Origin of the sequence: Paraburkholderia sp. BR10923, from assembly GCF_040948765.1 — a bacterium.
Classification (GTDB): Bacteria; Pseudomonadota; Gammaproteobacteria; order Burkholderiales; family Burkholderiaceae; genus Paraburkholderia; species Paraburkholderia youngii.
In genome coordinates, this window is the sequence record NZ_JBFPKO010000029.1 from 37,145 (window position 1) to 49,870 (window position 12,726).

13 protein-coding genes are annotated in these 12,726 nt (G+C 64.7%); 5 read left to right on the forward strand and 8 right to left on the reverse strand.

Annotated elements, in window-relative coordinates:
- Positions 1-110: 110 nt before the first annotated feature.
- Complete coding sequence (locus tag AB3X94_RS34945; RefSeq protein ID WP_368613906.1) at positions 111-1,904, reverse strand: PQQ-binding-like beta-propeller repeat protein; 1,794 nt, start codon at positions 1,902-1,904, stop codon at positions 111-113.
- 339 nt (positions 1,905-2,243) lie between these two features.
- On the opposite strand from AB3X94_RS34945, the gene AB3X94_RS34950 reads away from it, so the two are divergent.
- Positions 2,244-3,137 carry a GntR family transcriptional regulator gene (locus AB3X94_RS34950; protein WP_176111760.1) on the forward strand — a complete coding sequence of 298 codons (894 nt, stop codon included), beginning with the start codon at positions 2,244-2,246 and terminating at the stop codon, positions 3,135-3,137.
- A gap of 41 nt (positions 3,138-3,178) precedes the next feature.
- On the forward strand, positions 3,179-3,913 hold the full coding sequence (locus tag AB3X94_RS34955) for an ABC transporter substrate-binding protein (protein WP_368613907.1): 735 nt from the start codon (positions 3,179-3,181) through the stop codon (positions 3,911-3,913).
- 106 nt (positions 3,914-4,019) lie between these two features.
- Here AB3X94_RS34955 and AB3X94_RS34960 read toward each other — a convergent pair whose 3' ends face one another.
- From AB3X94_RS34960 to AB3X94_RS34975, 4 genes are all read right to left on the reverse strand, one after another.
- Positions 4,020-4,436, reverse strand: coding sequence for an organic hydroperoxide resistance protein (locus AB3X94_RS34960; protein ID WP_176111758.1), 417 nt, complete (start codon positions 4,434-4,436; stop codon positions 4,020-4,022).
- 210 nt (positions 4,437-4,646) lie between these two features.
- Positions 4,647-5,951 (reverse strand): cation:proton antiporter, encoded by a 1,305-nt coding sequence (locus AB3X94_RS34965; protein WP_368613908.1) that lies wholly within the window; start codon positions 5,949-5,951, stop codon positions 4,647-4,649.
- Positions 5,952-6,002: 51 nt separating this feature from the next.
- The gene (locus AB3X94_RS34970; protein ID WP_368613909.1) at positions 6,003-6,323 is read right to left on the reverse strand and encodes a hypothetical protein; all 321 of its coding nucleotides are present in this window, start codon (positions 6,321-6,323) and stop codon (positions 6,003-6,005) included.
- Between the two features lie 67 nt (positions 6,324-6,390).
- A complete protein-coding gene (locus AB3X94_RS34975; RefSeq protein WP_368613910.1) occupies positions 6,391-8,400 on the reverse strand; it encodes a protein-L-isoaspartate(D-aspartate) O-methyltransferase in 2,010 nt (669 codons plus the stop codon).
- Positions 8,401-8,617: 217 nt separating this feature from the next.
- On the opposite strand from AB3X94_RS34975, the gene AB3X94_RS34980 reads away from it, so the two are divergent.
- Both AB3X94_RS34980 and nadE read left to right on the forward strand, forming a co-directional pair.
- A complete protein-coding gene (locus AB3X94_RS34980; RefSeq protein ID WP_368613911.1) occupies positions 8,618-9,130 on the forward strand; it encodes a CinA family protein in 513 nt (170 codons plus the stop codon).
- A gap of 14 nt (positions 9,131-9,144) precedes the next feature.
- Positions 9,145-10,005 (forward strand): ammonia-dependent NAD(+) synthetase, encoded by an 861-nt coding sequence (gene nadE, locus AB3X94_RS34985; protein ID WP_368613912.1) that lies wholly within the window; start codon positions 9,145-9,147, stop codon positions 10,003-10,005.
- Between the two features lie 14 nt (positions 10,006-10,019).
- Here nadE and AB3X94_RS34990 read toward each other — a convergent pair whose 3' ends face one another.
- The 3 genes from AB3X94_RS34990 to AB3X94_RS35000 form a co-directional block, all read right to left on the reverse strand.
- The gene (locus AB3X94_RS34990) at positions 10,020-10,286 is read right to left on the reverse strand and encodes a DUF2934 domain-containing protein (protein WP_176123634.1); all 267 of its coding nucleotides are present in this window, start codon (positions 10,284-10,286) and stop codon (positions 10,020-10,022) included.
- 246 nt (positions 10,287-10,532) lie between these two features.
- Positions 10,533-10,805, reverse strand: coding sequence for a DUF6723 family protein (locus tag AB3X94_RS34995; RefSeq protein WP_176111751.1), 273 nt, complete (start codon positions 10,803-10,805; stop codon positions 10,533-10,535).
- 135 nt (positions 10,806-10,940) lie between these two features.
- Positions 10,941-11,504 carry a hemerythrin domain-containing protein gene (locus AB3X94_RS35000; RefSeq protein WP_368613913.1) on the reverse strand — a complete coding sequence of 188 codons (564 nt, stop codon included), beginning with the start codon at positions 11,502-11,504 and terminating at the stop codon, positions 10,941-10,943.
- Between the two features lie 142 nt (positions 11,505-11,646).
- On the opposite strand from AB3X94_RS35000, the gene AB3X94_RS35005 reads away from it, so the two are divergent.
- Complete coding sequence (locus AB3X94_RS35005) at positions 11,647-12,726, forward strand: glycosyltransferase family 4 protein (protein WP_368613914.1); 1,080 nt, start codon at positions 11,647-11,649, stop codon at positions 12,724-12,726.

Sequence of the window (12,726 nt, forward strand, 5' to 3'; positions counted from 1 at the left end):
ACGGGTCAGCAGGACACGCGCAGCGGCGCGATACTGCGAATCACTGCGCGCAATCAGAGCAGAGTGGCTATGCTTGCGAAAAAGTTACGTTTCGCTAACGGGTTTAGCAGTCAGAGGCCATAGGCATGAACCACGTGGTCGCCACCAGCGACGAAGACTTGCCCGTTCACGACCATCGGCGACGCGAAGTTGCCCTCGCCGTTCTGAGCTGGCGTGTATTGGTCGTGGAAGAGTATGGTCCCGTCCGCTGCATCCAATGCATAAAAGTCGTTGCCCAAACCGTCTGCGTAATACACCACACCATTTGCGGCGACGGGCGGGATAGCCGGGTTGAACGCGACTTGGTTCAAGCCGACTTGCGCCGTCCACACGGGTTTGGGGTTCACAGTACAGTTGCTGTCGATCGACAGTGCAATGACCCCGTGCTGGTATAAGTTGTTGCTCCCCGAACCGCCAGGGGACACGACGTAAAGCCGATTCAGCACCGGGTCGAATGCAGGAAGGCCTATGTTGCTGCCGTCGGCTGAAGTTTGGGAAATCGTCAACTTTTCAATGGGGCCCTGCTGCTGAATAGTGGCTCGGTTATAAATGAACAGGTTGCCGGACTTGTTGTAGGCCGCGAGCATCGTCGGGCAGGTGGGACGCTGAAAGAGCAATGCTGTAGCGCCGAAGTCGACGTCCGTGAGGGGCGGAGAAAGCGGCGAGTTCGACGCCGCTACCGCCAGGGTCGGCGTGAGCTTCACGACGTGCTCCGCGAACGCGGCATTTTCCGGCTGGGCGAATGCGTTGCCCGTGAGTGCATAGACGACCGTCCCATCCGGCGGAATCGATACGCCGCCCATACCCCATACACCGCCCCCATCTGGCCCGGTTGCGCCGGTTGGATACCAGCGTTGCAGAATCGCAGCTGGGTTTGTGGTGGACGCGCGGACGACCTGTCCATGGTACGGCTCCGTATCGCAGGGGTCGCCGGCTGTCGCCACGTATATCGACGAATTGTCGGGACTAAGCGTCAAGCCGCCATAGACCATCGTTCTTGGAGTAGCGTTGTTTGGGTCGAGAAGTAGCAGGTTGAAGCCCGGGAGATCCACGCCGGTCTGGAGGTTGTACGCATGCAGGTAGCCTCGCCCGCTCACAACGAAAATCCGGTTGTCGGCATGGTCGATGACGGGCGTGCCCTGCACCCCGATCTTGCCTTGGAACAGCCCCTGGCAGGCCGACGTCAAGATAGCTTGAGGGATAGGGGCGCTTTTCCAAATGATATGCCCTGTCGCGGCATTCAGTGCATATGTACTGTTCCCCTCTGTCCCAACATAGACGATGTCGGTTGGCACCCCGTTGATCATCACCCCGACAGCCAGTACCGGCTGAGTCAGGATGGCACCGTCCAGCACAGGCGAGTCCCAGTGCTTTACCAACGTCCTAACGTTGGTCTGGGTGAGCACCGTCTCGACTGAGTTATACCCAGTCCGCTGCCTGTTCATACCAAACGTCGGCCAGTCGGTCGTCGTAAAGGTTGGCGCCGCGACGGCCCCTGGTGTCCGGCTCAATGTAGCGGCAGTCGCTGCTTCGGGAGCCTGGTACGGCGTATCCACCGCCGGCCCGCGATCGTCGAGGAATTTATTCGGATTGATCTTGTCTCCGCCGTTCTGTTTGTCCACGTCCGATCCATCGAGGGCGGCGGCTGGCGGCACTTTCGGTCCGACGCCATGCGGGTGCGGGCCATGAGGGAATGGGTTCAGTGCGTTTGACGACGCCTGAGCGGCTACTGCAAGACCCGGCGCAGATGCCGCTGCCGGTGCCGCGTTCGAACTTTGCGCTTGTGCGCCCGAGCCCGCCATGCAGGCGAGGATCAAAACTGCAACGAGCCGAGAAGCGTCGATAACGTTGTGTGCGCTCTTCATGTAGCCACCTCTTGCAAATATTGCTGTTAGCATTGGGTAGACGGCGCACCGCGACTTCTCGCCTCGATCTACTAATTCATACGCGCTTTGCTAACGTGAGGTTAATCGTAGGCCATCTAAAACCAACCGCAAGAAATGGCCGCGATGGACTACCGTCTGGCGGACGGGGAATTGTCCCTATTGAGTAATGCAAGGCTCACACACCGTTCGGCTGCTTCATCCGAATGCGCGATTTCGCTGGAAGCAGATCGGCACATCCGGCCACCCCGTCCAGAGCCGTTTTCAATCAACGTGCCATCCGCCGCCGCTACGCTGACGTTGCGGCCGAAGGCAAGCCAAATGATCGATCGATCCATCGCCAAGCAGATTGTCGAGCTCATCAAGAGCGAAGGACTCGACGCCGGCGCGCACCTGCCCGCACAGATGCTCGCCGACCGTCTGCGCGTCTCACGTTCCCCCGTGAACGAAGCGCTCGCGTTGCTGCACGAGAAAGGCATCTTGACGCGGGAAAAGAATCGCGGCTTCTTCCTCGCGAAGCCGCTCTCCGAATCTTTTGCGGACGTGGACGACGAACTGCGCCTCGCCGAGACCGACGTCGTGACGCGCGCCTATTTCCAGATCGCCGACGACCGCCTGAAAAACGAATTGCCCGACGAATTCTCGGAGCAACTGATCCGCACTCGCTACGGACTGACCAGCGCGCAACTGACCGCCGTGCTCGGCCGCATCGCGCGGGAAGGATGGGCCGAACGCAAACCTGGCTATGGCTGGCAGTTCTCGCCAATGCTGACCACGCCCGACAGCCTGCTAAAGTCGTACCGGCTGCGCCTCGCGCTCGAACCGGCGGCACTGCTCGAGCCCGGCTACCGGCTCGAGCGCAAGGTGCTGGAGCGGTGTCGCGAGGTGGAGAAGCATCTGCTCGCGGGCGGCATCGAAACAGATACCGCCGACCAGTTGCACGATCGCGGCGTGCGCTTTCACGAGTCGCTCGTCGAGGCTTCGGGCAACAGCTTTTTCATCGACACTATCCGGCGCGTGAACCGCGTGCGCCGTCTGCTGTCGTATCGCTCGATGCAGCATCGCGAGCGCTATGTCGAACACGCGAAGCAGCATTTGCATCTGCTCGAACTGCTGGAGCAAGAGCGCAACGAAGAAGCGTCGGAAGCGATGCGTCAGCATCTGCTGCACACGCTCGACGCGCTGTCCCGCATCAGCGAACTCCTTGAACCCTGAGACCGCCGTTCGCCCTGAACGCGGTCGCCACGAGAACCTCCATGACTATCGATCCCTCCGTCGTCACCGCCTTCACGCCCACGGGCAAGCTGCGCGCGTCGATCAATCTCGGCAATCCGATCCTCGCTAATCGCCATGCCGGGTCCGGCGAGCCGTTCGGCGTATCGATCGATCTCGCGCGCGCGTTCGCCACGAAACTAGGCGTCGAACTGGAACTGGTGGTATTCGATACGGCCGCCAAATCGGTGCAGGCCGTCAGCGAGGAACGCGCGGATTTCGGCTTCTTCGCGATCGATCCATTGCGCGGCGAAACGATTGAATTCACCGCGCCGTATGTACTGATCGAAGGCTTCTATCTGGTGCGCGACGACTCGCCGGTGCGGTCGAATCAGGATGTGGATCAGGCGCACAACCGGGTCGTCGTCGGCAAAGGCAGCGCGTACGATCTGTTCCTCACACGCGAGCTGAAAGCCGCGCAGATCGTCCGCGCGCCGAGTTCACCGAGTGTCGTGCCGACGTTCATCGAACAGCAGCTGGAAGTGGCGGCAGGCGTGAAGCAGCAACTCGAAGCCGATGCGAAGCAAACGGCCGGCCTGCGCCTGCTCGACGAGCGCTTCATGGTGATCCGGCAGGCGATGGGTGTACCGAAGAGCCGCGGCGAAGCGGCGGCTCGGGCGCTGCGTTCGTTCGTCGAAGACGTGAAAGCGTCGGGCTTCGTGGCGGAATCGCTCGCGCGGCATGGGATCGCCGGGGCGTCCGTAGCGCCTGCGGAGTAGCCGTCGGCTCCAAGCCGACACCGCATAGCAAGCGGGGCGGAACAGAAAGGCGGAGCCGCGCCCGATACGTCGGCGCCGCCCCGCCACAAACTACCCTGACCAACCCTCAAACGAGCGTAGTCTGCACATCCACGTTGCCGCGCAACGCCTTTGAATACGGGCAGGTCAAATGCGCGCGCTCGATCAACGCGTCCGCCACGTCCCGCTCGACACCGGGAAGACTGACGAACAGACGCGCCTGAAGGAAATAGGCGCCATCGGTGGTGCCGAGATCGATTTCGGCATCGACGCTCGTATCGGGGGGCAAAGACACGTGCAGCGCGCGCGCAGCCAAACCGAGCGCACCGATGTAACACGCCGACCAGCCGGCAGCCAGCAACTGCTCGGGGTTCGTTCCAACTCCCGAGGTGCCGGGCGACGACAGCTTGATGTCGAGACGGCCGTCCGAGCTGCGCGCGGCGCCTTCGCGGCCGCCGGTCGTATGGGTCTTGCCGGTGTACAGCACGTTTTCGATGCGGGTCATGGTGGCTTACTCCTGTTGATCCAGTGATGTTGATATCTGCAAATCCGGGCTCGAACTCGCGTTGGACGTATTTGAACGCGCCGACGTATCTCGCATGTGTCTGGATCAGCGGGTTTGGTATGCGCACGTATCCGCGGGCCGCGCAGATACATTGCGATACAAGGAGCGGCGCGCGGCCACTAGCGCACGCCATCGCGCCCGTCGCTTCATTCAGCGACGCCGGTCGAAATACCGCCGCAGCAGATAGTTCGCGGTCGAGCCATGCAGCAGCACCGACAACACGATCGCATCGAGCACCGCTGGCAGCAGCGGCGTCATCGCGCCGCGCGCGTATTCGAGGCCGAACATCAGGTAGTAAAACGCGCCGACACCGCGAATCCCCATCCATGCCATCAGGTACCGCTGGCTGCTGTCGATGCGCGCAGCGATCATCGCGACGACGACGGACAGCGGCCGTGCGACGAAAAACAGAAACACCGCGGGCAACACGGCGCGCACGTCGAGCATCTCGCGCCAATGCGCAGACACGACGCAGCCGATGATCAACATCAGCGACAACTCCGCGAGCCGCTCCATTTCGCGCGTGAAGCCCATCATCGATTCGGCGAGGACCGCATGCGCCTTTTCCGGGTCTTTCGCGACTTCGGCCTTTTCGCCGTGCTGCACTTCGTCGAGCACTTCGGACGGATTCTTGTCGCCGGTCGAGCGCAATTCCTCGTGACGCACGGTGACGCCCGCCACGAATACCGCCACGAACGCATACGCGTGCACCAGCAGCGCCGCGCCGTATGACGTCGCCATCAGCCCTAGCGCGAGAAAACCGTCGAGACCGATCGCTTCGCCGTAGCGGGTGCGCAGCAAGAAGATCGCGCGCGCGAACACGATTGCGGATACGCAGCCGACCGCGAGCGCGCTGACGATCCCCCACAGCACCGAGCCGGCGAATTGCACGCCGCTGCCGGAGCCGAACAGTCTCGCGCCGGCAAGCGTCAGACCCAGCACCGCAAACGGATAGGCGGCGCCGTCGTTGAGCCCGCCTTCACCCGACAAAGCGAAGCGCACGGGTTCGTCGTCGCCGGCCTGGGTCACGCGCAACTCGTTGGCGAGCACCGGGTCGGTCGGCGCGAGCGCTGCCGCGAGGAACAACGCCGCGCCGTCCGCGCGTCCGGTCAGCCAGGCGGTGAAGCCGAACATCAAGGCGACGGTGACGATCATCGCGGGCCCGCCGAGCCGCAGAGGCAACCACCACAACGGATTGCGCAGCCGCACGCGCAGATGCATGCCGATCGAAAACAGCGACACGACGAGCCCGACTTCGGCGAGCGTCGCGAGCAGCACGGTATCGGCGAGCAGATCGACACCGACGAGCCCGGACACGGCCGGACCGACCGCCACGCCGACCAGCAGATAGATCATCGCGCCGGTCAGCGGCAAGCGGCGGATCGGCCCGCGCGCGACCGCCATGAACGTGAGCAGTGCGCCAATCAGCAGGAACCAGACCGGTTCGTTTCTCATGGCGGAATCGCGTGCGCAAGCGGCGACGGCGGCAACCGGGCCGCGTCGCCGCTAGTGCGCGCGGCTGGCACCGTGGGGCGCGCTCGCGCCCTGCTGACTGCGCTGTCCGTGCTGAGCCGCGGCCTGGTTCGCGCGCCCCGCCTGTTCGCGTTTCGTCTGGTCGCGGGCCAACTCGCCGGGTGGCGTGCCCGACTGGCCTGCTGTGCCCGCGCCGCCTTCGGTGCCCGCGTCTTTGCCGGCCTGCGCGAATAGCAACGGTGGCGCGGCGACAGCCGGCCGAGTCCCGGCCCACTCGACGGCTTGCGCGCAGACGAAGTCACCCGCAACACTGAACATCGCGGCAATGGTCAAGCGCTGTACAACCTTGTTCATGAGCGGCTCCCCGGTTTGGACAAGCTGGATATGCACTGTCCGCTCCGTTGCAAGCCGCGTTCCTCGCTCACACACCGAATGGAAAAGTCTCCGCCGCGTGGTACTTCTCGTCGGCGGAAACGGGCAGCGTGGTCACCGCGCTGGTGCGATCGAACCACACGAACGCATCGAACTGATCGGCCAGCGACGCTTCCGCGTAGTGGCTATACCGCTCGGTCTCCGGACGATAAATCACGCCGATGAAGCGCTCCAGCAGCGACGCGCGCAGCCGTTCGCGCAGCGCGTCGTGCACGCCGGGCCGCAGGTCGAGCAGAAAGCGTGCGAGGCCAGTGGCGTGCATGCTGAATTCGACGCTGCCGTCGAGCGATGGCCGCACGGTCTTCACTTCCATCGGTCCGTCCCAGTCGCTGGCCGCGGCGACCGTGCCGCTGTGCGTGCCGAAGCCGATCAGCGCCGCCGCGTCACCGAACTGCGCGCGGCACAGCTGCCCCAAATTGATCTCGTCCTGCACGCGACCCATCTGCGTGGCGCTCGCGTCGCCGATATGCGAGTTATGCGCCCACACGACCACACGCGCCTGCGGCCCGTGACTGTCGAGCGCATGACGCAACGTGTCGAACATATGCGTGTCGCGCAGATTCCAGCTTTGCGGTCCACCGTAATACATCGCGCGATAGTAGTGCTCGGCGACAGCCACGAGCCGCGCATTTTGCGCCGCGTCGAGGAAGCGTTCGCCGTCTTCCCGTGCATAGTCGAGCCGGCTTTTCAGGAGATCGCCGAGCTGGGCGACCACGTGCTCTTCGCACTGCGCGTAGCCGCCGCTCAACGCGGCGCGCCCATACACGGCGGGATCCTTCTGCCACGGACTGAGGCACCCATAACGCCCGCGCGCGATGCGCGCCGCGGCCGGGTCGACGCTGTCCAGATAGCGCAGCACCGCGTCGATCGATTCGGACAGGCTGTAGATGTCGAGCCCGTAAAAGCGCGTCTCGCTGTCGCGGTGCAGGGCATTGTGCGAGCGCAGCCACGCGACGAAGCTCATGAAATCGGTGTTGCGCCACATCCAGGTCGGAAAGCGGCGAAACGGTCGAGACCGCTCGCCGGGCATCGGCCGGTCGCGCACATGCCGGTCGATGATCGCGGCATCGGGCCAGTCGGCCTCGACCGCGATCATCGAAAAGCCGTGCCGCTCGACGAGGCGTCGCGTGATCGCCGCCCGCGCGCGATAGAACTCCGACGTGCCGTGACTGGCCTCGCCGAGCAGCACGACGCGCCGCCCGGCGAAGCGGTCGAAAAACGCCGCGAATTCCGCGGAATCGATGTCGGGTAACGGTTCGGCCGCGTCGCGAAGCGCGAGTTCGAGTGCGGCCGGCTTAGGCGCGGCCGGCTCAGGCGTGGGCCGCGAATCCTCATGCGGCACGCCGCCCGGCGCCGGCCAGCCGTCGTCACCGACGAGCGGCACGAAGCGCACGTCGGCGAATGCATGTTCGTCGTAATCGTGCTCGTCGCGCCGCACGATCTTCACGAGCCGCTGACGGCTCGGACTGCTGCCGACCGGCATCACGAGCCGTCCGCCGACCGCAAGCTGCACGCGCAGCGCCTGCGGCACACGCGGCCCGCCCGCCGCCGCGATGATCGCGTCATACGGCGCATGCGCGGCAAGACCCGCGGTGCCGTCGCCGACATGCACTTCGACATTCTCGTAGCCGAGCCGCTGCAAGCGCTCGCGCGCGCCCTCGGCGAGGCTCGCGTCGCGTTCGATCGAATCCACCCGGCCCGCGATCTCCGCGGCAATCGCGGCCGCATAGCCCGAGCCCGTACCGATGTCGAGTACACGGTCGCCGGGCTGCAATTCGGCGGCCGCAAGCATCTTCGCGACGATGTACGGCTGCGAGATCGACTGTTCGCCGCCGATCGGCAGCGGCGTATCGTCATACGCGAAGTCGCGCAGATCGGACGGCACGAACGCTTCGCGTGGCACGCGCCGCATCGCCTCGATCACGAAGTCGTCGCGCACGCCGCGTTGCACGATTTGCCGCTCGACCATCCATGCGCGCGCTTCGTCGAAATCGCCCATCGCCGCCTCCTCGCGAATGCGCAGCGCTGCGCGCGCCACGCATCGCGACGGGGCCGCGCGCGAGTTCGCTGCTCTTCCACGCTTCAGCAATGAGCATACCGCCGGCTTGAACCAATGGCGATGCGCGAAACGTGAAGCGCGCGCGGACCGATCCTTGCTGAGCTTTTGCACGAACAAAACGCCGGTCCGAATCCGTCGCACAACAAGGGCGAAAATCATGAACGTTCCCATGCAGGTCGTGTCCTTCCTCAGCTCGCGAGGTCTGAAGCTCGCGACCGCCGAATCCTGCACCGGCGGCCAGATCGCGTCGTATCTGGCTAGCGTGCCGGGTAGCGGCGCGTGTCTCGATGTCGGCTTCGTCAGCTACTCGCCGTCAGGCAAAGCAGGCTTTCTCGGTGTGCGGGAAAGCACGATGAAGCAATACGGGCTCACCAGCGAAGCGGTCGCGCGGGAAATGGCCGAGGGTGCGCTGCGTCAGGAAGGCTGCTGCGCTGACATCGCGGTATCGAACACGGGGCTTGCCGATGGCGGTTCCGCTGACGGCCCGCCACCGGGCACGCAATGCTTCGCATGGTCGTTCCGACGGCCCGGCAATCAGTTCGTCACGTTCGCCGAGACGCGGCGCTTTTCGGGCGACCGCAACGACGTGCGTTCGGCCGCCGCGCTGTATGCATTGTCGCGCGTCGAGCATTACTTCGATCAACTTCCGCGCAGCGAGCGGGACCACTGAAGAGAGGCCGAACGATGAATCTGCACCCTTCCTTCGACACCGACGCGTGGCAGCAGGCAGTGATTGACGAACTCGGCGTCGAGCGCGATTTCGACGTGGCCCGCGAGCGCGAGCGGCGTGTCGCGTTCCTCAGCGACTACCTGGCGTCGCAAGGCTTGCACACCTATGTGCTTGGCATCAGCGGCGGCGTCGATTCGTCGACTGCCGGACGCCTCGCGCAGCTTGCCGTCGAACGTCTGCGTGCCACCGGCTATGAAGCGCACTTCGTCGCGGTGCGTCTACCGTACCGCAGCCAACGCGACGAAGAGGACGCCGCGGCCGCCCTCGCGTTCATCTGCCCCGACGAAACGCTGACGGTCAACATCAAGGAGCCCGCCGACGCGATGCTGTCTTCGCTCACGCGAGGCAACGTGCAGTACGTCGACGACTTTCATGAAGACTTCGTGCTCGGCAACATCAAGGCGCGGCAACGCATGATCGCGCAATACGCGATTGCGGGCGCGCGGGTCGGCGTGGTGATCGGCACCGACCATGCGGCCGAATCGCTGATGGGCTTCTTCACGAAGTTCGGCGACGGCGGCGCCGATATCCTGCCGCTGGCGGGTCTGACGAAGCGCCGCGTGCGCGCACTCGCGCATGCGCTCGGCGCATCGGAGCGGCTCGTCGACAAGGTGCCGACGGCGGACCTCGAATCGCTGACGCCGCAGAAACCGGACGAAGACAGCTACGGCATCGGCTACCAGGACATCGACGACTTCCTCGAAGGCAAGCCGGTCAGCGACGAAGTATTGACGACGATTCGGCGCTTTTACATGGCGACGCGTCACAAACGCGCGCTGCCGGTGGCGCCGACGCGATCGTCGGCGCCGGTGTAGAGCGCGGCGCCCGCTTATCCGGCGCGCGGGCGTTTGGCGCGCTTCGGCGCTTCGATGTCCTCGCCCGGCGTTTCCTGCAGTTGCTGTTCGGGCGCGATGCGCGAGCCGCGGTCGCGATCGGCGGACTGATCGGTCGGCTCCTGCGGCGCGGCAGCGCCTTCCGCCTCGATCTGCCGGCGCGCTTCCTCCCAATGGTCGTCGGCTCTCCCTTCCGGCGACGGATCGTTTTCCCAGATCTGGTACGCCCGCGTGCGGATGCGGGCTTCGAGTTCCTTGTCCATATGTGTTTCTCCGTGAACGTGAGCGATGCCGCGGCACGGCGCCGCGCGCGCCGGGTCCGGATGACGGCGAGCGAAAGGCGAGCAAGGGTTGTTCCGCGCGGCGCGCGTTGGGTCGATGGCATCACGTCAGCAAGAGAGCGGCTGCCACACAACTCCACCATGTGCCGGTCGTGAACCGGGACAAGCGTTTGATGGGGATGCCGTCGTCACCGCGGCGGGTCGCCGCGCGCTACCCAGGCCGCGCGCTTACGCCTCGGGACAGGCAAGGTCGGCCGCGACGATCCGCGCGCCGTACTCCTCGGCGGCGAGCCGCGCTTCCTCGATGCTGTTGAACGGACCGACTTCGGGCGCGCCATCGAACGGGAACAGACGGCGGCCATCCACTTTACGGCTCACCAGCAGATCGGCATAGAATCGTCCATCGGCGCTGCGTCGTGCAGTGACGTAGATCGAAAAGTCGTCGCGCGAGGCGATCGCTGCCGCCGGATACTGCGTGAGTTTCAGCTTTCTCCTTGACATGGCTCTCCCTGCCTGCATCAGGCGATCCTGTTGTGCCCTCCTGAAATCGATGTTAATGGACATGCAAACGGGTGCGTTCGTCCGTAAGCGTCGACTTATGAACGGGACTGTCGCAGCGACGCTTTAGGGTTCCGATCAGGTCCTGTCGCCAACCGCCCGGCTGCCCGCCTGATCCAGCCGCGCTTGCAGCGCTTCCTTGCGCGCCGCGATCTTTTTACCAAGCCCCGCGAGATCGCAGCCGGTGCGCCGCAAGGCCGGAAAGAGCTCGCTTTCCTCTTCCTCGACGTGATGCCGCACCAGTTCGGCCATGACCTTGAACGTCGCGTCGAAGCCTTTGTCGCCCGGCTTCAGCGCCGTGAACTTCGCGATTAGCGTCTTCACCAGAAAATGCTCGACGTAGGCTTCATCGACATCGAGCTTGCCGTCGTCGGGGAGTGCTTGCTGCGCGGCCGGATACAACAGCTCTTCCTCGATGATCGTATGCATCGTCAGCTCTTCGCACGCACGCTGCGCCAGCGCGGCTTTGGCTTCGAGCGTGTCGCGTTCGTCACCGCGCGACTTGCCGAACGCATCGAACAGCTTTTCGACGGCGCGGTGATCGGCTTCGAGCAGCGCGAGCGCGTCGGGTGCGCTGGCGGTTTCGCGTGCAGCGGTGGGCTTCGTGTCGTTAGAAGCGGATTGCGTTGCGCGGTGGTTCATGGCGGCTCCTTTGATCGGTCAAGTGCCCGCATCGAGCAAGCGCCGTACCGTGTGACCGGTCGCGTGGCGGTACGTCGATTGCTGCTGGTGGTCCGGCGCGGCGTGTTGCGCGCCAACCTCCCTCCCCTCTTTTCAACGCCCGATGAGAATCGCCCAGATCGCTCCGCTTTACGAAAGCGTGCCGCCGTTCGCGTACGGCGCAACCGAACGCGTCGTGTCGTATCTGACTGAAGAACTGGTCGCCCGCGGCCACGACGTGACGCTCTATGCGAGCGCCGATTCGACGACCGCCGCGCGGCTCGTGCCGATCTGCCCGCGCGGTCTTTGGCGCGACACGAACGTGTGGGACACGCAAACGCATCACGTCCGGCAATTCGCGCGCGTGATTCGCGACTCGGATCAATTCGACGTCGTTCATTTTCACGGCGAGCCATTGCATTTCGCGTGGGCCGAGCGCTTGCCGTGCCGTACGCTGACGACGCTGCACGGCCGTCTGCTGCTGCACGATCATGGCCCGCTGTTTCGCGAATTCGCCCGCGTGCCGGTGGTGTCGATCTCCGCGAGTCAGCGCCGGCCGGTGCCGTGGGCCAACTGGCAGGGCACGGTCCATCACGGCCTGCCGCTCGACGAGTTCTCGTTTCAGCCGATAGCCGGTTCCTACCTGCTTTTCCTCGGCCGCATGATGCCGGAGAAACGTCCCGATCTCGCGATCGAAATCGCCCGGCGCAGCGGCTTGCCGTTGAAGATCGCCGCGAAGATTCATCCCGGCGAGCGCGACTATTTCCGCGAGCGCATCGATCCGCTGTTGCGGCGCTCGACCACGTTCACCGAATACCTCGGCGAAGTCGGCGGCCTCGCGCGCCGGCGGTTGATCGAGAACGCATGCGCGTTGCTGCTGCCGATCGAATGGGACGAGCCGTTCGGCATGGTGATGATCGAGGCGATGGCGTGCGGTACGCCGGTGATCGCGTTTCGCCGCGGCGCGGTGCCGGAGTTGATCGAAGACGGCGTGAGCGGCCTGATCGTCGACAACGTGGACGCGGCCGTGCAAGCCGTTGCGCGCATCGACGGCATCGGGCGCGACGCGTGCCGCCACGCGTTCGAGCGCCGCTTCACGGCCGCGCGCATGACCGACGACTACCTGACGATCTACGACGCACTGCTCGCACGCGACACACGAGACCATCCGCGCGCGACGGGCAGTCAGCCCGCGCCGGTGTAA